The organism is Mycobacterium gordonae, assembly GCF_002101675.1.
In the GTDB taxonomy this organism is placed as follows: Bacteria; Actinomycetota; Actinomycetes; order Mycobacteriales; family Mycobacteriaceae; genus Mycobacterium; species Mycobacterium gordonae.
Genome location: NZ_LQOY01000071.1, coordinates 22336 through 44256 on the forward strand (window position 1 = coordinate 22336; position 21921 = coordinate 44256).

Consider the following 21921-nt stretch of genomic DNA (forward strand, 5'->3'; position numbering starts at 1 on the left):
GCAACTCATCGTGGTCGACACCGAGACCACCGGACTCAACCCGAACTCCGCCGCAATCCTGGAAATCGCCGCCGTCAACGTCGCAACCGGTGAGGAAGTTCGGTTCGTGCCGTATGTCAGCGCCGAGCAGTTGGCGGAGGCTTCGCCAGAGGCGCTGCACGTCAACCGCTACTACGAGCGGGCACTGTTCCGCGAGATGCTGTTGAGTGAAGCCACGTCGCGTGCCTTTACCGACCTTGCCGTGATGTTGCAGGGAAACACTTTCGCGGGTAGTAACCCGTCCTTTGATGCCGCATTGGTCCGACGCTATCCGCAGCCAGAATTCGTTACGGGTTGCTGGGTCCACCCGATGGGGGAGGTTTGGCATCACCGCCTAGCCGACCTCGCCGCCTACGCCGGCCCCGCGCTGCTGCTGGCCCCGAATGAACTGGTCGGGTTGAAGCAGGTTTGTGATGCGCTCGACGTCGAGATGGACGGCGAGCACACGGCATTGGGGGACGCCCGAGCAACCGCTGAGTGCTTCCGCAAACTTCAGGGCTACTACGCGCACAACCTCGATTCCCTACCGTCGCGCGTGGGTGGTGCGGCATGAGCGACCCGGATTTGTCGACCCGGTCTGCTCGGATGCGTTATGCCGCTGACCTGTTGGAAGAGTTCAACACCGCCCACCCGGACTCGTATCAGCCTGACGGGTGGTGGCGGCCCTCGGATTTACGGAACGAAGCAGAGCACCAGGAAGCCGAGGAGCGGGAGCAGGCCGAGTTGGATGCGCAGGTCAATACGCTCGCCTGCGACCTCCTGAGCGTCGGACTGCGCGTCGGACTTGTCGTGAGTCCGGGAACGCACCTCCACACCGCTAAGGCGATGGTCGAAAAGGGTTGGCGCAAAGAGGTGTCACTGTGACTTTGGCTGTTGAGCATCCCGCCGAGAAACACCCTGCCCTCCGCGCAGCGAGGAGCGAGTTGCGGCACTTCGACACCTACCGCGACCTCTACGAACTCCGGGGCAAGGTGCAGCATTTGACGCAGGTAGGCCAGTCAGCGGAGGAAATCGCTGTCACGTTAGGGGTTTCGGACAGGACGGTGCAACGCCACCGACTCCAACCCCCACCACCCCAACGACCGTTGCTGTACGACGGGGCGTCAGTCAGTGAGGAACGCGCGGAGGATTTAGAGGCGGGAGCCGATTTGGCTTTGTATTTGGCTTCGGTGCTCCGGGACGAGGATCCACTCGTGGCTTGGGGAACGCTGTCGCGGCTGGACCGCAGGAAGTTGCAGGAACTCACCGTCATCGCATTGTGCGCCATCAACATCCACGCCACCAAGGAACAACTCCTGGGGTGGGTGCGGCGGCTAGCCAGGGAGGCCGTGTGAATCTCCTCGGCCCCGGTAAGCAGCAGATTTTCGACCTCGCCAAACAGAAGATGGGCGACCAGGTCTACCAATGGCTGGTCACCCCCCAACCACAGTGGGAGGGGATGCACAACGCCACACCACACGGGCTGTTGGAATCAGGCTGCCCAGCCTGCCTGAACGCCGTGTTAGAGCAGGTGGAGGGGATGCCGGATGGCGATTAGGACCCGCAAACCCAGCGGCATTCCGCCGTGGCCGCTGATCCTCATCGAAGGTGGGGAGAAGGTCGGCAAATCCTATGCGGCGGCGGAGTTCACCGGCTGCGACAAACTCGGCCAGTGTTACTGGCTGGACCTCGGGGAGGGTGCAGCTGACGAGTACGCCGCCATCCCCGGCGCCAACTACCTGGTGGTCGACCATGATGGCACGTGGCACGACATCATCGGGCAGGTCACCGAAATCCACGCGGCTGCAGCGACATCGGAGAGGCCGGTGGTTCTGATCATCGACTCCATGACCGCCGAGTGGGAGATGCTCAAGGACTGGGCGTCGAAACGCGCCCGGGAATCGAAGTTCGCGCAACGGAAACTCCGTGAGGACCCGAACGCCGAAATCAAACCGTCCATGAATCTGTGGAACGACGCCGGCGACCGCCACCACCACCTGATGCGGCTCCTCATGACCTTCCCCGGCATCGTCGTGATGACTGCTAGGGGTAAGGAAGTCGCCGCCCTCGACGCCGATGGGAAGCCGATTCCGAACGCGAAAGAGTATCGCGTGGAAGGGCATAAAACCCTCCCCTATGACGCGTCGGTGTGGGTCAGGCTATCTAGGGATGAACCACCCACAGTGGTGGGTTGCCGCTCCGTCCACGCCGGTCTTCGGCCGGGGGTGGACAAGCCGCGCAGGTACCCGAACTTCACGTTGGAGCACCTGATTTTCGAGGTGCTGAAGATCGACCCGAAAGCCGCACAAGCCCGCGAATTGACGGATCTGGTCTCTGACGAAATCGCGTTGGCTAACCAGGCGCGGGCGGCGTTAGGGGACTTCCTGCGGCTGAAGAAACTGCCGTACAAGCCTGTCGCGGAACGGTTCTACGCCGAACAGGGGGAGGAGTTGGAGACAACACTTGACCCGACCGCGGTGTTCAACTTCCTCGACACACTGAAGAAGGAGGCCGCGTGACTGGTTTCTCCCCAGGTGTACGCCGCACCATCATCGACCGCGCAATCCTAGTCGATCGCAATCACGACCCTGAATGCGAGCTGAGGCAGGAGTTCCACCAGTACGACGGCTCGATCTACTGCGCCAACTGCGGCGGCTTGATGGAGGGGCCGACATGGATATGAGTAAGACGATTCGGCACCCCGACGTAGTAACCGGGCGCATGGAGGGCATTACCGACCGCATCGCCTACCTTCGGAAACAGCTTGCAGAGGCCGAGGACGAGCTGCGGCAGATGATCGTCATTAGCGGCGACATGATGCGAGGCAGTACGAATGTGCCTGACCGCACATTCGTGGACGACCAGGGGCGGCTTTGGGAGTGGTGCGGTGGACAGCCTGAGACGTGGGCTTGGCGCATCACCAGACTGGCGCATCACCAGCCCCGGAGGTGTTCAGAGAAGTGACCATCTCGACGAAAGTCCGTGGAGCACTTCGTCAGAGGGCTGATGGTGCTTGTGAGGTGTGCGGGCTCGCTTACCCCACCAACGCTCACCACCGCAAGAACCGGTCCCAGGCTGGCGGTGATGAACTCTCAAATCTGTTGGCGGTCTGCGGCTCCGGGACGACGGGATGCCACGGCTACATCACTGAGCATCCTGCGGAGTCCTATCTGAAGGGTTGGTCGGTGCGAAGCACAGAAGACCCCCGGGAGGTTCCGGTGTTATACCGCGGCTCGTTGGTGACTCTTGACGATCTCGGGAACCTCGAGGACTACCCGGGTAGTGGGGTAGTCGCATGAGCGACAAACCTGAAGACGAGTCCAACTACGACCTCGTGATGCCGTTCCTTCCAGTGCAATCCAAGGGCGGCCCGCATGACGACGACGCCTTTACGGCTGGCTACGAGATGGGCCTGTTGGACGCCACGTTAGGGCGTTTCATGATCAGCCCTTACGAAAATGGACAACCGATTAGGGCTGAGAACGCACAGCAGGCCGACCTTATCGCGATGCGACACGGCTGGCGCGCCGAATTCACAGACCAAGAAGTGCCGGGGTGGGTCTGCATGACCCTCCGGCGTTCTGTGGAGGTACCCGAGTCATGAGCGACACCGAGTCCATCCTCCAGGCCACTCTTGATGTAATTCGCCGTGACGGCTGGAAACCCAACGGGTGGGGACTGGTAGGGCCGTATGCGCTCCGGGCCGCGGTGAATTATGCGGTCAACAAGTCAACCCCTATCGGCAGGGAACGCGACGACGCGAACAAAGCCGCACGACAAGCCATCTCCCAGGCTCTCGGTCAGCCACTGGGGTTAATAAGTTACTGGGAGTCAGCACCCGGCCGCACACAACAAGACGTCGAGGACGTGCTTGAGAAAGCGATTGCGGGGTTGTCATGACCCTCAACGTCCTCTCCTTGTTCGCCGGCATAGGCGGCCTCGAGCTTGGCCTAGAACGCGCCGGGATGAATGTGGTCGGCCAGGTGGAGATCAACCCGTTCTGCCGGAAAGTCCTCGCCAAGCACTGGCCTGACGTTCCCCGACACGACGATGTACGCACCGCGGTTGAGTGGTGGGAAAGCGAGCCCAGACCCGATGTCGACCTCATCTGCGGCGGATTCCCCTGCCAGCCGTTCTCCCTCGCCGGACGACGCAAAGGAATCACAGATGAGCGGTGGGGATGGCCTTGGATGCGCGACGTCGTTGACGCTGTTCGACCTCGATACATCATCGCAGAGAACGTCGCCGCGCTGCTTAGGGATGTTGAAGCATTTTCAATCATCCTCAGCGACCTATCCGACCTCGGGCTCGATGTCGAATGGGACTGTGTATCGGCATGTTCGGTGGGCGCCCCACACTTGCGGAGACGACTGTTCCTGGTGGCCCACCCCGCGGGCCGCGGGCAGTTGTTCGGCCGGCGGGTCGAATGCGCGCAAGACGGCGATGCGCAACGGCACCTACATCACTGGGCGGCGCAACCCGAACCACACCGAGTGGCTGATGGGGTTCCCCGACGGGTGGACCGAAATTATGCCCTTGGAAACGCTGTAGTCCCACAGGTATCGGAGTACATCGGCGCTCAGCTCCTTGCTGCGATTGGGGCTGCGGCGTGATTGCTTTCGATTCCCTCCCTGAACCCCCCGAACCCACTGAGGTGGACCGGTTGCGGGATGAGAACGCGGAGCTTGTGATTCGACTGATGGAGTTGGAAACCGAAAACGCTGGGCTTCGTGAGGAGTTGGAGGGGTTCCGGTGGGGTTCGTGCAGGGAGGCAAGCTGATGGACACCGTAGACGCAGTAGCGCGGGCGATAGCTGAAGAGGCTGACGATTACTACTGGGACTTACTAACTCAGGAGGAGCGGGAGCCGTACTACAAGCGTGCCCGGGCTGCTATCGACGCACACACAGCCGCACTCGGACTCACCGAGCAGTGGGGGTGGCAGTTAGGCGACTTTGCTCCGAAAGCCTATGGCAGTGAGCGTGAGGCGCGGGAACGCGTAGCCGAACTTGACGCGATGTTCGCCGCTGACTCTGATTCAAAGCGCCACTCATCCCTGAAGCGCCACATTATGTCCCGGCTGGTGTCTGGGTGGGTACGGAAGGACAACACCAATGAGTGAACAGTTCTGGCAAGTCGCTAACGCTGTCCTCGACATCTTCGAGACAGCCGGGATACGCCCCGCTGTCGGGTTGACCTGGCTCACCAACCCATGTGACGACCTCGGGGCGGACACCCCTGCGGAACGCATTGAACGGCAGGACGTGTATGAGGTCCTGGCAGCAGCGAGGAAACGAGCAGCGGAGGGGACAACACCAATGAGTGACGACATCACCGACCAGGCCGACCGTGTACTGCGGCTTCGGTGGGAACAACCCGGACCCGACTACCACGAGCCGGTCCCCACGGGTCTTGTATGGCTCGGTGACTGGGCGTCTGAGCACCTCCCTGAGTTGGTTGCCGAGCTGAAAACCACACGGGCACAACTGGAACAACGCCGCATCGCAACCGTCGAACAACTCAAAGCACTCAAGCCGCGGCCGGACCTAATCAACGGTGTTCTCATTCGGGCTATCGGCGCACCCAGCTTCGGCGCCGTCTTTGAGCTCAACGACGACGGCACATGGAACGACTTCGACGCCACAACAACCGAAGGCGAACGGACAGCGCCGGAAGATGTTCCGCTGCCGGCATTCATTCTCTGGGAACCACAGGAGACTAACAATGCCTGACAACAACGACGAGTGGACCGTCCACGTGCTCGGCCCCGACGACATCATGCCCGCCACCGACTACGCCGACGCGGTGCGTCAAGCCAACGAGATCAACAAGGTCGTCGAGGATGGCTTGCCGATTCACACCGAATACCACCCCATCGTGTGGGCGGTGCCAGTTCCGAAGGGCCGCTACGCATATCCACTCGCGCCCGGGGAGACATGCTGAATGGACGTCCGCGCGAAACTCGCCGAAGCACTCGCCGCCGAGATAGACGAGCACGGCTACGAAGACGACGACGAGAAACGAGGCCAGGTGGCATGGCATTTCGCTGATGTGTTGCTGTCTCTGGAAGGCGTCGCCATCGTGGCGGTTCCCGAAGGGGCGTACGCCACTGTCCGGTACGACCGGGACGCGCTGATTGCCATCCTTAACGCACAGGAAGCCGCCGAGGCTGCTGCTGACGCTGTAGAGGCGGTTGCTGATGCCTAGCCGGATACAGCTACGCCGAACCAAAGGCTGGCGGAAACCCGAAGGCGCGATTGTTGTTGCCCGGCCGAGCAAGTGGGGCAACCCGTTCCGGCTGCTGAATCAACACGCACTGATAGACCACCTTGGGCGTGAGCACCTGGCAGAGCCCGGAACAGCTCGCGCTCTCGCGGTCCGCCTATACCGCGAAGCCCTGACCAATGACGAGCTTGCCATCACCACCGATGACGTGTTCAACGAGCTTCACGGCCGCGACCTGGCCTGCTGGTGCCCCGCCGGTGTCCCCTGCCACGGCGACGTCTTGCTGTATGTCGCCAACAGCCCCATCTTTCACCCCACGGTGGTGGACCATGCCTGAGCCGTACTACACCGACGAGCAGGCCCGGGACGATGCCCATCGCCGCTACGTGGACTTCCTTTGCGTTGATTGCGGCAAGGAACGGTACTCCGCCGGCCGTCCTCGCTGTTCTCCATGTCATGTCGTTTTTGTGGCTACACGACACGAACCACAACAGGAGGCAACCGGCTGATGGCTGAGTTTTGGCGCTCACCCGCACTCAACAGCGTGTTCAAATACGAACGCCGCCTGATGCTCAACCACTTACCCAGGCTTGTATTCAGCGATGCCCCGCCGCCGTCGACAGCGGCCATGCGGGAGCTGGACAAAACCCCGTCTTGCGTTCCGCGAAGTAGTCATCGCAGCTACATCTACCACTTCTTCGACTCTGCCGGAGAGCCAGTGTATTTCGGCAAAGCTGCCCAACCCTCATACCGCTTCGAGAAGCACAAAAGAAAGACGTGGTGGCCGGAGGTAGCCCACCTGAACCTGTACGTCGTCTCATGCGAATCCCACCCAGAAGAGACCTGCAAAGGATTCGGTAGCGACCCCAGGAGCGCCCTGAATCGCATAGCAGTTCTGTGGGAGCGCAAGGCCATCATCGACGTTAAACCGCGGCGGAACCTTGCTGGGTTGAGCGCCTGATGCCCTGGTTTCCCGTTGATGACGCCTTCCATAGCCATCCGAAAGCAGCCCGCGCAGGCGATGAAGCGCTCGGTTTGTGGGCTCGCGCAGGCGCATTTTGCATGGCGTATTTGACTGACGGTTTCGTTCCAGAGCGGTGGGTCAAGCAGCAGCCGAAAGGGTTAGCTAAGGCGCGCAGGTTGGTTGAAGCTCAACTGTGGCGAGTTGGCGAAAAGGATGGCGAGGATGGGTTTTGGTTCCATGACTGGAAGCCCTGGTGTACCAAAGCGCATGTTCTCGATGTTCGCCAGAAGGCCCGCGAGCGCAAGGAAAAATCCCGTGAGTCACAGTGTTCGTCACGCGTGACGGACGGCGTACGTCACACCGAACGCTTGGTCCATACCAAACCAAACCAAACCAATAACTCTTTGGTTGATTTAGGTGGGGGAGTTACGCAGGTAGGCGCTGACGGCCCCCGCCCCGAGTGCCCCGACCATGAAGAGAACTACGACGGCCCTTGCCGAAAGTGCAAGCGCCGCCGCGAGTGGGACGAGAAACACGCAGCCCTAGCCGAGACCGACGAGCTTGAGCGCAAGCGCGCCGCACGCGCCGCAGCGGCGAAGGCCGAAGCCGACTGCACCCTCTGCGACGAGGGCTGGGTTATTGGCCCGGACAAGAAGCCGGTTGAGCCAGCTCTTAGGTGCAAGCACGGGCGGGAGTCTGCACATGCCTGAGTACGCAACCGGCCCGGGCCACTCAAGGTCTCGCGGAGCCGTTGTCGAGGCGTACGTCGACACAGACGTCCTTGAGTTGGACTGCCCGAGTTGTCATGTGCTGGCTGGGGAGTTCTGTCGGCATGAGTCGGGCAATGAACGGAAGATGCCGTGCCCGAAGCGGATTACTGCGGCGGCTCATCAGGGACGCATCAAAGACGCCACAAAAGCAAAGGAGCAACAGTGAGCGCACCCACGAAATGGACCATCCGAAAGCACGACAACCTCTGGTACGTCTGGCATCCCGGCGAGCGGCAGCCCATCACATCGTTCGGGACCTTCGCTCAGGTGCTGTCTTGGCGGCCAGACTGCGACCGCTTCCTCCGAGGTTGGTGCCGTTGCCAGTTCGAGTGCGCGCGGTGAAGGGGACGAACCGATGCCTTTGAAGCATTTGCGTGTGTGTTCCCACTGTGATGACCGAGTCAGGTGGGCTCCGTGCTCCGTGGCTTGCAGGGTGCCGTTTGAGGGTGACCCGAGGTCGTGGCTGACGAACTTGCAGGCTGGGGCAGGAACCATGCCGAAGGAGCAAGCATGAGCGAGCGCCCAGACTTTGTGATGGTTGGCGGACAGGACGCCGGGAAGTTTTACCTCCTCGCATCGAAGTCGCTGACCGAGGTCGAACTTCGCATGGAAGCCGAGCGACCAGACTGGCTCAACTATCGCTACATGCTCCCGCCGAGGGAGCGGCACTTCGTCAAGGCTGAAATGCGCGACTACGTGGTGGTCATGGCGGATAGCTACAGCGAAGCGTTCCGAACGCTGTTCGAGGTGTGGAGCCCGGAGTCTGGGGATGTCGCGATAGACGCGGGGCAGCGCGAACTTCTTCCTGGGGAGGCGTTGTGAGGTTGTCTGCTTTGCAGCGGGCTAACGCTGTGAAGAACTCGGGGAAGGCACGGAAGCAGGCCGCGGCGAAGCGTGAAGCCACCGTGCAGGACCTGGATTGGGACCGGCTCATCGCCAACCTGAAGGCGATGTTGAACCTAACCGACGAAACCACCGAGGAGACGCTGTGATGCCGCTGCCCACCCAACCACACGCGGAAACCGGGGTTCGTCGCTCCACGGCTTCATGCGACGGCAAAACGAGGCCACCAAACCTCATCACGTGCGCCGGGTGTGGGGCGGGTTGGACGGGGCTGTCTGCCTGTCACTGCTCCGGCTGTCATAGGACCTTCACCGGACTGTCCGCGTTCGACATCCACCGCGTCGGCGGCCAGTGCAGCGACCCCGCCGACATCGTCAACCAGAAAGGCGAACACCGCCTCGTCCGGGCTGAGAAGCCGCACTGGTCCGGCTGGGGGCTTCCTGGTGACGACACACGGTGGGAGGCGCAGTGAGTGTCATACCCATGCCCACACCCACCGAACGGGCCAACGGGCGCTACACAGCCCCACGGAGGCGTAAAACGGGGCCTTCCACGTTGGGGACGATGGACGCCGCCGCCGCCTGCACCCTCCGACCCGGCCTGCCGTGGGTGGCAGAGACCGCCCCAAGCCCGTTCCACCAGTCCCAGATGCGGGCCGTCTGCAACGACTGCCCCATCCGCCGCCAATGCGCCCAACACGCTGTCCGGGACATGCCGATGGGCTTCTACGCGGGGGTGTGGATACCGGGCATGGGAGGCGGTAGGTCAGCGGCGCTGAAGATGCTGCGCCACGTGGCAGGAGGAACACCATGAGCGACCTAAGCCCGGACGAATTGGATGCTTTGAACGCGGAGTTCGGCCACCGGTTCCGCCATATCACCAAAGAGGCAGGGACCGACATCTTCTGGCTGATGGACGAGATAACGAGGCACGCCGGTTGGTGGTCTGAAGCGACACACCGCGACGGCTCAGCGGGAGGAACAGCATGAGCAACACCGACATCTGTCCGCATTGTGGGTATCTCTGGGATAACCATGACGGCCTTCTCACAGGCTTAGAGCGCTGCGACGTCTGCGGCTGCATGTGGACCCAACCGAAGCCGTCACCACCGCCCCCGTCGGACCGTGACCAACTCATCGCCACTATCGCCGACACCATCTGGGCGGAACTCGAACGCCAATCCGAAGAAGGCATGGGGCCGTACGTAGACCGGGAAATGGACATGGTCGACGCATCCGGCGCGGGCCTCGACATGAACGCAGTCGCGGCAGCCGTGGCCGCCATCTTCGTTGACTCCGAAGACGACTGCTCCTGGTGTCACAGCTGCACCGCCATCGACGGCTGGAAACGGCCGCTGACAGAAGACGACCCGGAGGCCCTGTGACTGTGACCGCTACCCGCCCTATTCCGACGGATGGGAATCTCCCCCAAGCCAAACGCCTCCTGGGGGACGCTATCTCCGCGTTGATTGATCCCCGCCCACAACACCTCGACGGGCACACTCATTGGCTCAACCCTCTCTACCACGAACTCCGTGAAGCTATCGACGCCCAACGGATCGGCAGCAGCCGCGGGAAACCGGAATCGCAGGCCCCGCTGTGGGTGGCTGCCCTGGCTGCCCTCATCGAAATCGACACACTTGCGCACAGGCACGAACCCCACTGGCCTATCAGTGACTGCGATGATTATCCGACGGTTCAACGGTTCCGCATCATCGACGCCCGTAAGTGGCGGCCCCAAGACACCGACATCATCGAGGAACTCACGAAAGAACTCGTCAGACTCGCCGCCGCTGTCGACAAGCTATTCGCTGTCCCCCCGAAGTTCCTCGACGGGCCGTGTCCTCACTGCCAGGCGAAGATAGCCCGCCGCCTCAACGACGAAGGGGAGTATGTGCGTGGCCCCGCGCTGCGCATCGACATCAACGGCCCCGACGACTGCTCCGCCACGTGTAATAACTGCGGGGAGCATTGGGACCGTCGGGAACTGCCGTTCCTCGGCCGGCTGCTCGGGTGCCCAAAAATCGAGGGGGTCATCGAGACATGACCAACCTGACACGGCGCCTGCATATCGGTAGCCAGCAAAGGAGCAAAAATGCTTGACCACGACTTCCAGCCCGTCGAGGGCCACCCCGACGACGACGAATGCACCTACCGCCGCGACGGGACCGATGCGACCTACTGCGGCGAGACACGCGATGCCCACGGGCTGCCATGAGGTGCTATGACTGCGGCGGCCATCAGGTCCACGATGGCCAATGCCTGGAATGCCGTTGCCCTGAGTTTGGCCGCGACCCCCTGGACGACAAGTTGCGGGAGCGACCGGGGATGAGACGCAAGATCGTAACGAACCTTCACGACGAGGCGACAGGCGAGTATGACTAACGCAACTGACCTGGCGCTTCACGAACTCGACACGTTCATCGGTGCGTGGATCGGGCCAGCCGCGCAACGCTACCTGTTCGATCCCCGTGAGCGGGCTGTCGCCAGAGTGCAGGACGCAATACGCGCTATCGCGGCCGGGGAGAACCGGCCACCACCAGCCGGATACCTCGTGTGCCGCCGTGACCATGTGACCCGCGAGCACCCGAACTACCGCGACCACAAATCAGGCTTCGTGTACGTGCCGATCAGCGCCGTATTCGAGAACCCCGTCCGCGCCGACTACGCACTCGAAAACTGCGCGGAACGTAAAGGGCACCACGTCATCTGCGAGATACAGGAGTGGCAACGATGAGTGATGACGCACAGAGAGACGATCCCGCGCTGCTTGAGGCGTTGGTCAGTAGTTATTCAATCCTGAGCTTGCTGCACCATCGCGGCCTGGTCGACTCAACGATGAATCGCGAGGACGTTGCGAAGGCATTGGACAAGCTGCACCCCTTCGCCAAGGCGGCGGAGCAACGCATCATGTCCCAGCGCAACCTGACCTAAATGGGAATCATCGGACGCACCTGCCCTGAGTGTGGTGACTATTTCACCACCAACCGCGCAGACCGCCACTACTGCAGCGACGACTGTCGAAACAGCTACGGCCCGTGCGGAATGCGCCTGCAACGGAATGTATCACCGACCAACACTGCGACCGCGCAGCCCGAGCAAACCACTACCTAACGTAAGAAATCCCACACGGCACGAAATCACAGGAGTAGCAATGACAATTACCGACCCCGACACCCAGCGCGGCCTGTACGGCAAGTACCGCGTCGAGAAGGTCAACGGCAAGCCAATCGGCCAATGCTTCGTTCTAGAAGAACACGACCCCCACGCGGTCGCTGCACTTCGGGCATACGCCGAATCATGCGCCGCCGAGTTCCCCAGTCTGGCGACCGACCTGGCGGCCATGGCCGACCGCTGGCAAATCACTACCTGACTATGAGCGAAACGCCTGAGTGTGAATGCTTCTGGGTTGACCCGAAGTATTGGACGACCCACTGCGGGGCCGTCGAACCGGGGAGCCAGATGGAGTGGAACCCCGAGTGTCCAGCGCACCCGCCGCAGCAAACCACTACCTGACGTAAGAACGGAGGAACGGTGAAAACCGATTGGACCGGCGCGGATTGGATGAACCCAGACGCGCAAATGTTCTGGGAGAACTACCAGGCAGAGAACGCGATAGACGAAGACCTTGGCGATGGCCGCTACATCAGCCGCGAGTTTGGGGGGTGTGCGACTTGCAACGGTGGTGGCTGCGGCGACTGCCGCTAGCAAATCGGCAGTTAACGTAAGGATATGAGTGAACACCCCTACGTGATCCCAGACCTCGGCACGTGCCCGAAGTGTGGCCGGTGGCGCTACTACGAGCGCGGCGAGTGGAGACACCTGACCACACACACCGCAAACTGCCACCCGACATTAAGAAGGGATACTCAGCATGACTGAACAGCACACATTGAACGCGCTAATCGCCAACGCCTCGACCGCAGTCGAAGACCTGCGCGTCGGCCACCTGATCATCTGGGATGACAAGGTTTACCGCGTTGAGCGCAACGTTTGGAGCCGTGGCCCAGCTTGGCATGAAGTGACGCTCGCCAATACAGACGGCACGATTGAGGTCAACTGGTACGCCGACGAGCGACGGACCACCATTTACGCGGTGTCGCCGCGATTCCCCGGCGGGCTGACGTAAAGACCACTTACCCGGTGAGTTACAGGAGAGGCAACGATGAGCGACCACAGGTTTGAAATTGACGTCAAGTTCAGCATCTACGGCCAGGACTTCGACTGGGATGCATCGCTGAACTGGAACAACCCTGGCGGCATGGACACCCGCATCGAGGAATGGTTCCTCAACTGCTACGCCAAAGCCCGCAGCGGCTACAACACCCTCGTTGAAATGCAGCGAGCCGAGGAATGCGAGCGCCGCGAACGCGAACAGCTAGCGCGCCTCAAAGCGAAGTACGAACCCGACACCGGGCAAACCACTACCTGACAGAAGAACCGGCTCCTATGGGACTTGACGACACGCCGCCACGCCGGTGCAGTGAGTGCGTGCGAATCCGCAGGTGGCGGGTTATTGTGTCAGAGGTGTCTTTGGTGACCCACAAATAATTTTGGATGACACCCTCAGGGTGTGTGCCGTGACGATAACCGGCTACCGAATCTGAAAACCCCACGCGGAGAAGCGGGTGTCGTCTATGACTTTAGCCGACCCCCGGAAGCTCCTCGACATCGTCTACCCGGTCCGCCCGGGCGTGGTGAACGAAGAACTCCGGTGGTCGCTGCGCAGTGTCGAGGCGAACTACCCCCACGGCCGGGTGTGGATTGTTGGAGAACGGCCACCGTGGATGACGTGGGTCCACCATATTCCCGGGAACACCCAACAGTTCCGGCACGCCAACGTGTTCCACAACATCCTCGCCGCCTGCCGGCACCCGCACACCCCGGACGAGTTCGTGGTGTTCAACGATGACTTCTTCGTCACCGAACCGGTGACGGAGATCCCCACCCAGTACCGGGGCCTGCTGGTGGAGCATTTGCGGATTCCGAAGCTCCGCCAAAACCCTGGCGGGTGGTGGGCGACGTCGCTGCGCACCACACTGGATTGTTTGCGTCAACTCGGCTACGACGCACCGCTGAGCTACGAACTGCACACCCCGTTCGTGGTCAACAAACATTTGATGGCGGAAACCCTCGAAAAGTTCGTTGATGTCACACCGGAGAACCCACCGCAATGGCGCAGCCTGTACGGCAACGTCAACAACATCGGCGGCCAGCAGGCAACACGTGATTGCAAGATGAGCAAACCGGGGCCGATCCACGCACCGTTCCACTCCACCGACGACGCGTCATGGCGGATGTACTTCGGCGCCCGGTTCAAAACCATGTTCCCCACCCCGAGTCGATATGAGGCCGAATGTCCGTCGAACTGAGAATGGCGGTAACGGGCGATTGCCGTTGTGGGACACCGCATCCAGTTTCCGATGGCCTGATCGTAACGAAGCGCAAAAAGGCGTCCTGCCAGCATGAACTAGTTTGCGAGTGGGGCATTTTAGAGAACACGAGCGCAGACCCACTCCGTGAGGGCGGACCTCGGCATCTGATGTTGATTACGCCCGAACATGCGCAACTGCTTCAGTTCCAACCGCACATTGGGCCATACGGGGATATTGACTCCGCGACCGTGGTGGACGAACGCGTATTCGTGCACAAGGAATTTAACGGGCACCGATGGACGTGGGAACTGTTCGACGCCCACTGGTGGGATGGGCAGGGGCCAGAAATTCTTATCGGAAGGTGGCCTGACTAAATGTCCGTCGAACTGCGCATGACCACAGACGGCCGCATCACCTCACCGTTGGGTGACATCGACTCCAGCTTGGTGTTCAACAGCAGCCAACCCCCCCGGTTGGTGGTGATCGCCGCCGACGCTGTCGAGGTTCTGCGGGAACAACCCCACATTGATAACAGTCTGTCCACCACCGTCACTCAAGCTGAAGACCACACTTTTCTGCATTTGGCGGGGCCGGAGAAACGCTGGACCTGGCAATTACAGTCGGCGCACTGGGCCGACCCTGACGACAAACCCGCTGTGATGCTCGGCGAACTGGTGCCCTGACATGGACTACCTCGTCACCGGCGGCATGGGCTTCATCGGCCGCCACACCATCACCGCTTTGAAAGCGGAGTATCCGACGGCGGAAATCTGCTGCCTCGACAACCTTTCCCTGAGCGAATACACCGACTTGGGGGAGCGGGTGACGTTCGTCAACGCCGATGTGCGTGATCAGGAAGTCGTCACCGACCTCGTCAGCCGATGCCGCCACGGCGTCATCCACCTGGCCGCCGACAGCCGCGTCCTACCGTCGTTGAGCGACCCGAACAACGTCATCGCCTCCACAGAAACCAACGTCCTGGGGACCGCGAACATCCTCGCCGCCATCGCGAAAACCGCCCCCCATTTGGCGTTGGTTTACGCCGGCTCCTCCACCGCCTACGGCAACGGCGCCTACCTACGTGGCCGCCCTAAGCAGAGTGAACACGACCTTCCTGCGGTCCAAAGCCCCTACTCCGCAACCAAACTCGCCGGCGAAGAACTCATTCGGGCGTTCGCTGTCACGTTCGGGATCAAAGCGACCGTGCTCAGATACTTCCAGGTCTACGGACCCGGCCAGCCCACCACCGGCGCTTACGCCCTGGTCACGGGAATCTTCCTGCGCCAATACTGTGCGGGGGAACCGTTGACCATCGAGGGTGATGGCAGCCAGTCGCGTGACTTCGTCCATGTCACGGATGTGGCGCGCGCCAACGTCATGGCTTTGGTGAAGAACTCCGAAGGTTTGCCGGTCAACATCGGCTCCGGTCAACGCCACACCGTCAAAGAGTTGGCGGACATGATTTCCCCGAACCAAACCCACCTCCCGCCGCGCCGTATCGACCTGAAGTCAACTCACGCCGACATCGGCCGCGCGAAACGCCTCATCGGGTGGAGTCCCAGAATCCAACTGGTCGATGGGATTACGGAGATGAAAACACTGTGAACGTCATTGTGTTCGTTTTCGCCGGCCGCCGACCGAACCTCGAGCTGCAGTTGCCGTTCGCGCACCGCATCCTGCAAGACCACCCGAACGTTGAGTATCACCTGTGGAACTTCGCCCGCAACGACGAAGACCGCGAATACATCAAAACCATCACAGGTGAACGGATCACCGTGTGGAACGGGCCAGCCGAACAAGGGTTCGACTCCCCGGCCCCCACCAACGCCCCCGGGGCGGTGCAGTTCGGCGCCAACGAACACAACGCCGCCTACAACCACTACGCCAACCCCGAATATCGGGACCATTTGTTCGTCAAACTCGACGACGACATCACGTTCCTCGAAACCGGACGGTTCGGGAAATTCATTGAGGCCATCGACACCCACCGGGGGTGTTCACTGGTCGCCAACACCATCAACAACGGCGCCTGCACACCCCTGACACCGAAACTGTGGTCAGAGTTCTCCAAACTCGGCATCCCACTGCTGGATATCCACCGCAGCAACGCTTTCGCCGACGCAGCCCACACCTACATGCGCCACCACCACGACGAGGTGTTGGACCAGCCGATCACGTTGGTGCCGACCGAGGATTGGTTGTCGATCAACGCCGTCGGATACGACTGGGAGTTCCTGACGAACATCCTGAAAACAATCGGAACCCCGCACCCTCCGGCTTTGGCGGGCCGCAACATGCGTAACTGGGGTAAACGGTTCGGCGACGAAGGGGTGTTCCAGACCCGCCGCCGCATCATCATGCAGGGATTCACCGCCGCGCACCTGTCCTACGGGCCGCAGAACCCCACCGACGAACAACTGTCGAGGTGGCGTACCGGGTACGCAGAGTTAGCGCGCGAGTATCTGTCCCGCAGCGACTTCACCAACCCCGGCCCTCTCCCCGAGCCGACAAGGGCGGTGTGCGCGCACATCGGGTTCCGCGGCAACGGCCGCACAAGGCTGGTCGACAGTTTGCGGCACGAACCGGGGCGACCCACCGTCCTACGATGACCGTCATCATCGTCCCCTTCCGCGACAAGGGCGACCCGTGGCGCAAAGCGAACCTCAACACCGTCCTCAGCCACCTCTCCAAGATCGACATTGCACCCGTGGTCGTCACCCCCGACGGGCGTTCCGGCAGCGCACCATTCAACCGCTCAGCCGCCTACAACACCGGCATACGCCAACACCCCAGCTCGGATGTGTACGTGTTTTACGAGGCGGACATGATCATCAACCCTGAGCAGTTACAGCAGGCCATCGACGCCGCCACCCAACCGGGCCTGATCGTCCCGTTCACCATCTACCGCTACCTCACCCGTGAAGACACCACCCGCGTCCACAACGGCGCCACCCCTCACGACTGCACCCCCGACTATGTGATGCCCCAAGGGCGCTCCGTCGGCGCCGTGAACGTCGTCTCCGCCGAAACAATGACCGCCGTGGGCCGTTGGGATGAGAAATTCCAAGGTTGGGGCTATGACGACCGCGCCATGTCCCACGCTTTCGAAATCGCCACAGAATCGCCTACCCGGTTCATATCCGGGCCTGGGGTGCATCTGTGGCACACACCTGGTTGGAAGGCCGGAGGATCGTTTCGGGGCGGCGCAGACGTGCCCCCACGTGAACACGCCGCCACCGAAGCCAACCGCCGCCGCCACCAGCTCTACCGGCGGGCCACCACAGCAGCGCAAGTCCGGGAACTGACCACAGGCAAACGATGAACCCGCTGACCGACGAGCTGTCCGACGAGGCGAAAGCCATACTGGCCGCCAAGTTCGCCGAAATGAAAACCCGCTACCAGCCCCGCAAAGTGTGGGAGCGCCGCATCATCAACGGCCGGGTGGAGAGAGTCCGCCTGAAGTGATCGGTGTCGCCATCTCCACCCACCAACGACCCGACGTCCTCTCCCGAGGTTTACGGCAGTGGGCGAAATACCTACCCGACATCCTCACCGTCACCCACGACGTCCACGGACACGGTGTAGCGGCGACGAAAAACCGCGGTATCGCCACACTCATGGACGCCGGCTGCCAACACCTCTTCCTCGCCGACGACGACCTCACCCCCATCAAAGCCGAATGGTGGCGGCCATACGTCGAAGACCCAGCCCTGCACCTCATGCACTGCTGGGGCGCACGCCGACTCATCAACGATGACGGCCACTACACCACCTGGACCTGGCCCCGCGGAGTCCTCCTCTACGCCCACCGCACAGTCATCGACACCATCGGCGGCATGCGCACCGAATTCGGCCGCTGGGGCGGCGAACACGCCGAATGGTCACAACGAATCCACAACGCCGGACTCACCACACACCCCTTCACCGACCTCACCGCCGCCAAGCACGGTGTCTGGCACGCCCTGGACTACACCCGCCAAACACCCTCCACCGTCACCGCACAAGAACGAGCCGACACCGCAGCACACCGACGAGCTGTAGCGGAGAAATACGCCGGCTCAACCGAATACGTCGACTACCGATAACAGCACAATCCGCAAGCGAAGGCCCCTCCCATGCCGCTCTCCAACCGCCCGGTCAAATGCGCTGCCTGCAGACAACCCATCAACGACGTGATCTCAGCGTTCGTCTCTGCCGGCCAGTGCGTCCACAAGCTATGCCCAGGCCCCAACCGCCTACTGGCAGCCAAACGCCGCCACCGACACGAACCCATCAAGCGCGCCACCGTGTTCGAACGCGACGGCTGGAAATGCGGCATCTGCCGTAAGAAGATAGACAAACGCCTTCAACATCCACACCCCATGAGCGCGGTAGTCGACCACGTGGTGCCCATCAAACTAGGCGGACCGAACACCTACGTAAACGTCCAGGCCGCGCACTGGAAGTGCAACGCAACCAAGAGCTGGACCGGACACGGCGACCAGCTCGCGCTAATTGGATGACGATGCCAGGCCGCGCAAGGGCACACTCCAACACCACTCGCCGCGGATACGGCAACTCCCACCAGAAAATCCGAGCCCACTACAAACCCATAGTCGCCGCAGGAAAAGCCGTCTGCTGGCGCTGCGCACACCCCATCCACCCCAGCGAACCGTGGGACCTCGGCCACGACGACCACGACCGCACCCAATACCGCGGCCCAGAGCACCGCCGCTGCAACCGCGCCACCAACGGACGCAACACCAAGCAACCACATACCGGCCGCCTCATCCTCGTCATCGGGCCACCAGCCGCAGGGAAATCCACTTGGGTACGCCAACACGCGCAGCCCGGAGACATTACTATCGACTTCGACGCAATCGCCAACACGCTAAGCCCACCTGGACCAAACCCACATGATCACCCGCAGCACATCAAAGCCGTCACTAAGGCGGCCAGACAAGCTGCCATCGACACAGCTCTCACCCAGCCTGGCAACCACGCGGTGTACGTCATCCACTCCACACCCAGTGCCGCACTCATGGACATATACCGATCGCATGGTGCTGAGGTCATCACGATTGATCCCGGTGAGGAGATCGTCATGGCGCGATGCAAGGTCGAACGTCCGTGGCGCATCATGCAGGCAGCCAAGCAGTGGTACGCCAGCAAACACCCAGGTGACGCCAGCAAACTTCCCGACAGTGCCAGCAAACACGACAGCGATGCGCCGGCACTGCGGTTCTTCACCTCAATCCAGCATGATGATGGTGGGCATGGACGGGAGATGGGCGGGTAACCGAAAGTGTTGTGTAACAACGGAAGTCGCTCATCCGAAAATCGTTGAGGCACAACAAGATTCGCGTTTTTTTAAGTAGGCGCGTTCTGACTCCTCCCTCTCCTGTCAAATCTCCCTCCGCCGTTTTTTCCTTTACCCACGGGGGGGTATACCCCATACCCCTGGGGGTACCCAAAGTGGTTGTGGCACAACAGCTTTCAGGCACTTAGGGGGCCGCGAAAGTGGCGTATTTGCAACGCCTTTCACGCGACCACAACTGGGGGTTGGGAAGCGGACCATTGAAAAGGCGCCGCCAGCAAACACACCCAGCAAACTCCGTCAGCAAACATCAAGGAGGCCAGTCATGGCTCAGAAGCCGGGGCTGCGTGCGGTTCGTCCAAATGATCCGCCGCCGCCGAGCGCACCGAAAACCGTCGCTGCCGCCGCTGCATCGGGTAGCCACCGCGAGCTGCTGTTGGCGATGCGCGAGCGGGTAGCCAAGGCGGTCTCGAGCCCGGACTGCCCCCCGCGAGACCTGGCGGCGTTGACTCGCCGACTGCAGGAGATCGCGAAGGAAATCGAGGTCCTCGACGAGCGGGCCGCCCAGGACCCGCCGGCCGACCGCGGTGATGTCGACAGCAGTTTCGACGCCTCGGCTATCTGAGGTCGCCCGTCACTTGGTGATCCCCGAGGGGATTGTGACATCGGTTTATCCGAGGATTGCGCGGCGGTTGTCGCGTGCGGGGGTGGAGTTCGACCCCTGGCAGCAGGGGTTGGCGTCGGTGGCGCTGGGCTGCCGCGCGGACGGCAAGTACGCAGCGACTATCGGTGGTGTGGTGGTGTCGATTCCACGCCAGACCGGAAAAACGTTCACAATTGGCGGGCTGATAATCGGCATGGCGTTGGAGTTTCCCGGACTCAAAGCGGTGTGGACGTCGCATCACAACCGCACGACGATGAACACTTTCCGTTCGCTTCAGGGATTGGTGCGCCGACGGGCGATCTATCCGCATCTGGACCATTCGCCGCGTAGCGACGGTATCCGGGCGGCCAACGGTGAGCAGGAGATCCGGTTCAAAAACGGCTCCATCCTAATGTTTGGCGCCCGGGAGCAAGGTTTCGGCCGTGGGATGGACGCTGTGGACGTCGAGGTGTTCGACGAGGCGCAGATTTTGACGCTGAAGGCGTTGGAGGACATGGTTCCGGCGGTCAACCAGGCCCGCCATCCCCACGGCGGGCTGCTGTTCTTTTTGGGTACGCCGCCGCGGCCAACGGACCCGGGAGAGGCGTTCCTGGCCAAGCGTAACCAGGCGCTCAAACTTAAACCTGAGGGCCAGACGGTGTTCACCGGCGGCAACCAGGTGTATGCGGAGATCGGCGCTGAGCCGGATGCGTCCCCGGATGACCAGTCGCAGTGGCCGCGGATGAATCCGTCGTTTCCGCACCGCACCCCGTTGGAGTCGATGCTGCGGATGCGCGAGAACATCCCCGATGACGACGCCTGGCGCCGTGAGGCGATGGGGATTTGGCCGGCTTCGGGTGGGCGAGTGTTCGACATGGAGCGCTGGTCTGCTGCCGCTGACCCTGATGTGGCAGAGCCTAGCCAGGTGGCGTTGGCGGTTGCGGTGGCCCAGGACCGTTCATGGGCGTGTATCGGAGTTGCGGGCGAAGCGGGCGAGCGCACGGTGGTGCTGTGTTTCTCAATGGCCGGATTGTCGGGTGTTGCGGAGAAGGTTGCTGAGTTGTCGCGGTCTCACAATGTGGTTGAGGTGGCGTTGGCGGGGGCGCAGGCGCGGGCGTTGCAGCCGGATTTGGTGCGTGTGGGCGTGGATTTCGTGACGTTATCGGCTTCAGACATGGGTGCCGCGTGCGCGGCGTTCCAGGTAGCGGTGGCCGATGGTGCTGTCACCCATGTGGGCCAGACGCAACTGTATGTGGCGATGACTAACGCTAAAACGCGTTTCTCGGGTGAGTCGGAGGTGTGGGACCGCCGAGACCCGCAGGTGGATGATTCGCCGCTGGTGGCGTGCTCGGCGGCGTTTTACCGGTGGGGCTTGATTGATTCACCGATAGCGGCGATCTACTAGATGAAAGGTGGTGTGACGGTTGGGATTTTGGACGTGGCTGCGTAACGGTGCACCATCTTTCGATGGTGTCGTCCCGAACGCCACCACCGAGAACCCTGAAAGTGTCGGACTGGACTTCAACCCCGGCGACCCCGATGGGGTGGTGTTGGAGGGTGAGGAGACCTACAGTCGGTCCCTGCCGTTCCCGGCGCCGTCTCCCTGGTCGGGGTGGCCGTCGCAGTGGGATACCCCGATGTGGGGCATTGCGGGGGGTTTTAACGGTGCGCACGGGTTGAGTCGGCTTGTTGATACGGCGTGGGCGTGTATCTCTCTATGTCAACCTGACTCAGGACCACTGTGACGGCTTGATTCGGGACCACCTCGGCGAGGAGGTGGTGGCTCAGG

Annotated in this window: 41 protein-coding genes; all 41 read left to right on the forward strand. The window is 61.8% G+C overall.

The window, feature by feature from the left end:
• Positions 1–10: 10 nt before the first annotated feature.
• Positions 11–592 (forward strand): 3'-5' exonuclease, encoded by a 582-nt coding sequence (locus AWC08_RS11320; protein ID WP_232008131.1) that lies wholly within the window; start codon positions 11–13, stop codon positions 590–592.
• On the forward strand, positions 589–903 hold the full coding sequence (locus AWC08_RS11325; protein WP_142283525.1) for a hypothetical protein: 315 nt from the start codon (positions 589–591) through the stop codon (positions 901–903). The genes AWC08_RS11320 and AWC08_RS11325 overlap by 4 nt, the downstream gene beginning before the upstream one ends.
• On the forward strand, positions 900–1373 hold the full coding sequence (locus AWC08_RS11330) for a hypothetical protein (protein WP_069435324.1): 474 nt from the start codon (positions 900–902) through the stop codon (positions 1371–1373). Before AWC08_RS11325 ends, AWC08_RS11330 begins: the two co-directional genes overlap by 4 nt.
• Positions 1370–1576 (forward strand): hypothetical protein, encoded by a 207-nt coding sequence (locus tag AWC08_RS11335; protein ID WP_085087765.1) that lies wholly within the window; start codon positions 1370–1372, stop codon positions 1574–1576. The genes AWC08_RS11330 and AWC08_RS11335 overlap by 4 nt, the downstream gene beginning before the upstream one ends.
• Entirely contained in the window at positions 1566–2537 is a 972-nt protein-coding gene (locus tag AWC08_RS11340; protein WP_069435322.1) for an AAA family ATPase, read from the forward strand. Before AWC08_RS11335 ends, AWC08_RS11340 begins: the two co-directional genes overlap by 11 nt.
• Positions 2534–2701 carry a hypothetical protein gene (locus AWC08_RS36420; RefSeq protein ID WP_156803182.1) on the forward strand — a complete coding sequence of 56 codons (168 nt, stop codon included), beginning with the start codon at positions 2534–2536 and terminating at the stop codon, positions 2699–2701. The genes AWC08_RS11340 and AWC08_RS36420 overlap by 4 nt, the downstream gene beginning before the upstream one ends.
• Before the next feature lie 612 nt (positions 2702–3313).
• Complete coding sequence (locus AWC08_RS11350) at positions 3314–3622, forward strand: hypothetical protein (protein ID WP_069435320.1); 309 nt, start codon at positions 3314–3316, stop codon at positions 3620–3622.
• On the forward strand, positions 3619–3918 hold the full coding sequence (locus tag AWC08_RS35170) for a DUF6197 family protein (protein ID WP_142283526.1): 300 nt from the start codon (positions 3619–3621) through the stop codon (positions 3916–3918). Before AWC08_RS11350 ends, AWC08_RS35170 begins: the two co-directional genes overlap by 4 nt.
• 65 nt (positions 3919–3983) lie before the next feature.
• Positions 3984–4631: a DNA cytosine methyltransferase gene (locus tag AWC08_RS39605; RefSeq protein ID WP_372513477.1), complete on the forward strand. Its 648-nt coding sequence runs from the start codon at positions 3984–3986 to the stop codon at positions 4629–4631.
• A 166-nt stretch (positions 4632–4797) separates the two neighbouring features.
• Positions 4798–5139 (forward strand): hypothetical protein, encoded by a 342-nt coding sequence (locus AWC08_RS11360; protein WP_069435662.1) that lies wholly within the window; start codon positions 4798–4800, stop codon positions 5137–5139.
• A complete protein-coding gene (locus AWC08_RS11365) occupies positions 5132–5749 on the forward strand; it encodes a hypothetical protein (protein ID WP_142283527.1) in 618 nt (205 codons plus the stop codon). The genes AWC08_RS11360 and AWC08_RS11365 overlap by 8 nt, the downstream gene beginning before the upstream one ends.
• Positions 5742–5960 (forward strand): hypothetical protein, encoded by a 219-nt coding sequence (locus AWC08_RS11370; RefSeq protein ID WP_069435664.1) that lies wholly within the window; start codon positions 5742–5744, stop codon positions 5958–5960. Before AWC08_RS11365 ends, AWC08_RS11370 begins: the two co-directional genes overlap by 8 nt.
• Positions 5961–6224: a hypothetical protein gene (locus AWC08_RS11375; protein ID WP_069435665.1), complete on the forward strand. Its 264-nt coding sequence runs from the start codon at positions 5961–5963 to the stop codon at positions 6222–6224.
• Entirely contained in the window at positions 6217–6579 is a 363-nt protein-coding gene (locus AWC08_RS11380) for a DUF4326 domain-containing protein (RefSeq protein ID WP_085087776.1), read from the forward strand. The genes AWC08_RS11375 and AWC08_RS11380 overlap by 8 nt, the downstream gene beginning before the upstream one ends.
• 171 nt (positions 6580–6750) lie before the next feature.
• Positions 6751–7203 (forward strand): hypothetical protein, encoded by a 453-nt coding sequence (locus tag AWC08_RS35175; RefSeq protein ID WP_142283528.1) that lies wholly within the window; start codon positions 6751–6753, stop codon positions 7201–7203.
• Between the two features lie 101 nt (positions 7204–7304).
• Positions 7305–7916 (forward strand): hypothetical protein, encoded by a 612-nt coding sequence (locus tag AWC08_RS38125; protein ID WP_232008136.1) that lies wholly within the window; start codon positions 7305–7307, stop codon positions 7914–7916.
• Positions 7909–8142, forward strand: coding sequence for a zinc finger domain-containing protein (locus AWC08_RS39610; protein ID WP_419196908.1), 234 nt, complete (start codon positions 7909–7911; stop codon positions 8140–8142). Before AWC08_RS38125 ends, AWC08_RS39610 begins: the two co-directional genes overlap by 8 nt.
• A gap of 344 nt (positions 8143–8486) precedes the next feature.
• Positions 8487–8798, forward strand: a complete 312-nt coding sequence (locus tag AWC08_RS11385; RefSeq protein WP_085087779.1) for a hypothetical protein — start codon at positions 8487–8489, stop codon at positions 8796–8798.
• Positions 8799–8827: 29 nt separating this feature from the next.
• A complete protein-coding gene (locus tag AWC08_RS36425; protein ID WP_159459983.1) occupies positions 8828–8968 on the forward strand; it encodes a hypothetical protein in 141 nt (46 codons plus the stop codon).
• Positions 8968–9291: an FDXHR family putative zinc-binding protein gene (locus AWC08_RS39615; RefSeq protein WP_419196909.1), complete on the forward strand. Its 324-nt coding sequence runs from the start codon at positions 8968–8970 to the stop codon at positions 9289–9291. The genes AWC08_RS36425 and AWC08_RS39615 overlap by 1 nt, the downstream gene beginning before the upstream one ends.
• Before the next feature lie 92 nt (positions 9292–9383).
• On the forward strand, positions 9384–9632 hold the full coding sequence (locus AWC08_RS11390) for a WhiB family transcriptional regulator (protein ID WP_159459984.1): 249 nt from the start codon (positions 9384–9386) through the stop codon (positions 9630–9632).
• Entirely contained in the window at positions 9629–9808 is a 180-nt protein-coding gene (locus AWC08_RS11395) for a hypothetical protein (protein WP_085087786.1), read from the forward strand. Before AWC08_RS11390 ends, AWC08_RS11395 begins: the two co-directional genes overlap by 4 nt.
• Positions 9805–10203, forward strand: a complete 399-nt coding sequence (locus AWC08_RS11400) for a DUF7374 family protein (RefSeq protein WP_142283530.1) — start codon at positions 9805–9807, stop codon at positions 10201–10203. The genes AWC08_RS11395 and AWC08_RS11400 overlap by 4 nt, the downstream gene beginning before the upstream one ends.
• A gap of 2 nt (positions 10204–10205) precedes the next feature.
• On the forward strand, positions 10206–10865 hold the full coding sequence (locus AWC08_RS11405; protein WP_069435600.1) for a DUF7341 domain-containing protein: 660 nt from the start codon (positions 10206–10208) through the stop codon (positions 10863–10865).
• 48 nt (positions 10866–10913) lie between these two features.
• Positions 10914–11036 carry a hypothetical protein gene (locus AWC08_RS39010; RefSeq protein ID WP_264073094.1) on the forward strand — a complete coding sequence of 41 codons (123 nt, stop codon included), beginning with the start codon at positions 10914–10916 and terminating at the stop codon, positions 11034–11036.
• Positions 11037–11195: 159 nt separating this feature from the next.
• Positions 11196–11555: a hypothetical protein gene (locus AWC08_RS11410; protein ID WP_069435599.1), complete on the forward strand. Its 360-nt coding sequence runs from the start codon at positions 11196–11198 to the stop codon at positions 11553–11555.
• A complete protein-coding gene (locus AWC08_RS11415) occupies positions 11552–11752 on the forward strand; it encodes a hypothetical protein (RefSeq protein WP_069435598.1) in 201 nt (66 codons plus the stop codon). The genes AWC08_RS11410 and AWC08_RS11415 overlap by 4 nt, the downstream gene beginning before the upstream one ends.
• 220 nt (positions 11753–11972) lie before the next feature.
• On the forward strand, positions 11973–12191 hold the full coding sequence (locus AWC08_RS11425; RefSeq protein WP_069435596.1) for a hypothetical protein: 219 nt from the start codon (positions 11973–11975) through the stop codon (positions 12189–12191).
• 501 nt (positions 12192–12692) lie between these two features.
• Complete coding sequence (locus AWC08_RS11430; protein ID WP_069435595.1) at positions 12693–12947, forward strand: hypothetical protein; 255 nt, start codon at positions 12693–12695, stop codon at positions 12945–12947.
• A gap of 36 nt (positions 12948–12983) precedes the next feature.
• A complete protein-coding gene (locus AWC08_RS11435) occupies positions 12984–13250 on the forward strand; it encodes a hypothetical protein (RefSeq protein ID WP_085087792.1) in 267 nt (88 codons plus the stop codon).
• A gap of 205 nt (positions 13251–13455) precedes the next feature.
• A complete protein-coding gene (locus AWC08_RS11440; protein ID WP_085087795.1) occupies positions 13456–14190 on the forward strand; it encodes a hypothetical protein in 735 nt (244 codons plus the stop codon).
• Between the two features lie 377 nt (positions 14191–14567).
• Complete coding sequence (locus AWC08_RS11450; protein WP_069435511.1) at positions 14568–14876, forward strand: hypothetical protein; 309 nt, start codon at positions 14568–14570, stop codon at positions 14874–14876.
• Position 14877: 1 nt separating this feature from the next.
• Entirely contained in the window at positions 14878–15798 is a 921-nt protein-coding gene (locus AWC08_RS11455) for an NAD-dependent epimerase/dehydratase family protein (protein ID WP_069435510.1), read from the forward strand.
• Positions 15795–16802, forward strand: coding sequence for a hypothetical protein (locus tag AWC08_RS11460; RefSeq protein ID WP_069435509.1), 1008 nt, complete (start codon positions 15795–15797; stop codon positions 16800–16802). Before AWC08_RS11455 ends, AWC08_RS11460 begins: the two co-directional genes overlap by 4 nt.
• A complete protein-coding gene (locus tag AWC08_RS11465; protein ID WP_069435508.1) occupies positions 16799–17515 on the forward strand; it encodes a hypothetical protein in 717 nt (238 codons plus the stop codon). Before AWC08_RS11460 ends, AWC08_RS11465 begins: the two co-directional genes overlap by 4 nt.
• Positions 17512–17658 (forward strand): hypothetical protein, encoded by a 147-nt coding sequence (locus tag AWC08_RS36430; protein WP_156803213.1) that lies wholly within the window; start codon positions 17512–17514, stop codon positions 17656–17658. The genes AWC08_RS11465 and AWC08_RS36430 overlap by 4 nt, the downstream gene beginning before the upstream one ends.
• Positions 17655–18278 (forward strand): hypothetical protein, encoded by a 624-nt coding sequence (locus AWC08_RS11470; protein WP_069435507.1) that lies wholly within the window; start codon positions 17655–17657, stop codon positions 18276–18278. The genes AWC08_RS36430 and AWC08_RS11470 overlap by 4 nt, the downstream gene beginning before the upstream one ends.
• Before the next feature lie 30 nt (positions 18279–18308).
• Positions 18309–18695, forward strand: a complete 387-nt coding sequence (locus AWC08_RS39015) for an HNH endonuclease (RefSeq protein ID WP_069435506.1) — start codon at positions 18309–18311, stop codon at positions 18693–18695.
• 266 nt (positions 18696–18961) lie between these two features.
• Positions 18962–19471 carry an AAA family ATPase gene (locus AWC08_RS11485; protein WP_085087807.1) on the forward strand — a complete coding sequence of 170 codons (510 nt, stop codon included), beginning with the start codon at positions 18962–18964 and terminating at the stop codon, positions 19469–19471.
• A 343-nt stretch (positions 19472–19814) separates the two neighbouring features.
• The gene (locus AWC08_RS11490; protein WP_085087798.1) at positions 19815–20114 is read left to right on the forward strand and encodes a hypothetical protein; all 300 of its coding nucleotides are present in this window, start codon (positions 19815–19817) and stop codon (positions 20112–20114) included.
• A gap of 82 nt (positions 20115–20196) precedes the next feature.
• A complete protein-coding gene (locus tag AWC08_RS11495) occupies positions 20197–21537 on the forward strand; it encodes a terminase (RefSeq protein ID WP_244906495.1) in 1341 nt (446 codons plus the stop codon).
• Positions 21538–21921: the final 384 nt, after the last annotated feature.

Excerpts from the sequence above, each read along its gene's own strand:
- AWC08_RS11325 (WP_142283525.1), top strand. The coding sequence starts at position 589 with ATGAGCGACCCGGATTTGTCGACCCGGTCTGCTCGGATGCGTTATGCC.
- AWC08_RS11340 (WP_069435322.1), top strand. The coding sequence starts at position 1,566 with ATGGCGATTAGGACCCGCAAACCCAGCGGCATTCCGCCGTGGCCGCTG.
- AWC08_RS11350 (WP_069435320.1), top strand. The coding sequence starts at position 3,314 with ATGAGCGACAAACCTGAAGACGAGTCCAACTACGACCTCGTGATGCCG.
- AWC08_RS35170 (WP_142283526.1), top strand. The coding sequence starts at position 3,619 with ATGAGCGACACCGAGTCCATCCTCCAGGCCACTCTTGATGTAATTCGC.
- AWC08_RS39605 (WP_372513477.1), top strand. The coding sequence starts at position 3,984 with ATGAATGTGGTCGGCCAGGTGGAGATCAACCCGTTCTGCCGGAAAGTC.
- AWC08_RS11360 (WP_069435662.1), top strand. The coding sequence starts at position 4,798 with ATGGACACCGTAGACGCAGTAGCGCGGGCGATAGCTGAAGAGGCTGAC.
- AWC08_RS11365 (WP_142283527.1), top strand. The coding sequence starts at position 5,132 with ATGAGTGAACAGTTCTGGCAAGTCGCTAACGCTGTCCTCGACATCTTC.
- AWC08_RS11370 (WP_069435664.1), top strand. The coding sequence starts at position 5,742 with ATGCCTGACAACAACGACGAGTGGACCGTCCACGTGCTCGGCCCCGAC.
- AWC08_RS11375 (WP_069435665.1), top strand. The coding sequence starts at position 5,961 with ATGGACGTCCGCGCGAAACTCGCCGAAGCACTCGCCGCCGAGATAGAC.
- AWC08_RS11380 (WP_085087776.1), top strand. The coding sequence starts at position 6,217 with ATGCCTAGCCGGATACAGCTACGCCGAACCAAAGGCTGGCGGAAACCC.
- AWC08_RS35175 (WP_142283528.1), top strand. The coding sequence starts at position 6,751 with ATGGCTGAGTTTTGGCGCTCACCCGCACTCAACAGCGTGTTCAAATAC.
- AWC08_RS38125 (WP_232008136.1), top strand. The coding sequence starts at position 7,305 with ATGGCGTATTTGACTGACGGTTTCGTTCCAGAGCGGTGGGTCAAGCAG.
- AWC08_RS39610 (WP_419196908.1), top strand. The coding sequence starts at position 7,909 with ATGCCTGAGTACGCAACCGGCCCGGGCCACTCAAGGTCTCGCGGAGCC.
- AWC08_RS11385 (WP_085087779.1), top strand. The coding sequence starts at position 8,487 with ATGAGCGAGCGCCCAGACTTTGTGATGGTTGGCGGACAGGACGCCGGG.
- AWC08_RS39615 (WP_419196909.1), top strand. The coding sequence starts at position 8,968 with ATGCCGCTGCCCACCCAACCACACGCGGAAACCGGGGTTCGTCGCTCC.
- AWC08_RS11390 (WP_159459984.1), top strand. The coding sequence starts at position 9,384 with ATGGACGCCGCCGCCGCCTGCACCCTCCGACCCGGCCTGCCGTGGGTG.
- AWC08_RS11395 (WP_085087786.1), top strand. The coding sequence starts at position 9,629 with ATGAGCGACCTAAGCCCGGACGAATTGGATGCTTTGAACGCGGAGTTC.
- AWC08_RS11400 (WP_142283530.1), top strand. The coding sequence starts at position 9,805 with ATGAGCAACACCGACATCTGTCCGCATTGTGGGTATCTCTGGGATAAC.
- AWC08_RS39010 (WP_264073094.1), top strand. The coding sequence starts at position 10,914 with ATGCTTGACCACGACTTCCAGCCCGTCGAGGGCCACCCCGACGACGAC.
- AWC08_RS11410 (WP_069435599.1), top strand. The coding sequence starts at position 11,196 with ATGACTAACGCAACTGACCTGGCGCTTCACGAACTCGACACGTTCATC.
- AWC08_RS11415 (WP_069435598.1), top strand. The coding sequence starts at position 11,552 with ATGAGTGATGACGCACAGAGAGACGATCCCGCGCTGCTTGAGGCGTTG.
- AWC08_RS11425 (WP_069435596.1), top strand. The coding sequence starts at position 11,973 with ATGACAATTACCGACCCCGACACCCAGCGCGGCCTGTACGGCAAGTAC.
- AWC08_RS11430 (WP_069435595.1), top strand. The coding sequence starts at position 12,693 with ATGACTGAACAGCACACATTGAACGCGCTAATCGCCAACGCCTCGACC.
- AWC08_RS11435 (WP_085087792.1), top strand. The coding sequence starts at position 12,984 with ATGAGCGACCACAGGTTTGAAATTGACGTCAAGTTCAGCATCTACGGC.
- AWC08_RS11440 (WP_085087795.1), top strand. The coding sequence starts at position 13,456 with ATGACTTTAGCCGACCCCCGGAAGCTCCTCGACATCGTCTACCCGGTC.
- AWC08_RS11450 (WP_069435511.1), top strand. The coding sequence starts at position 14,568 with ATGTCCGTCGAACTGCGCATGACCACAGACGGCCGCATCACCTCACCG.
- AWC08_RS11455 (WP_069435510.1), top strand. The coding sequence starts at position 14,878 with ATGGACTACCTCGTCACCGGCGGCATGGGCTTCATCGGCCGCCACACC.
- AWC08_RS11465 (WP_069435508.1), top strand. The coding sequence starts at position 16,799 with ATGACCGTCATCATCGTCCCCTTCCGCGACAAGGGCGACCCGTGGCGC.
- AWC08_RS36430 (WP_156803213.1), top strand. The coding sequence starts at position 17,512 with ATGAACCCGCTGACCGACGAGCTGTCCGACGAGGCGAAAGCCATACTG.
- AWC08_RS39015 (WP_069435506.1), top strand. The coding sequence starts at position 18,309 with ATGCCGCTCTCCAACCGCCCGGTCAAATGCGCTGCCTGCAGACAACCC.
- AWC08_RS11490 (WP_085087798.1), top strand. The coding sequence starts at position 19,815 with ATGGCTCAGAAGCCGGGGCTGCGTGCGGTTCGTCCAAATGATCCGCCG.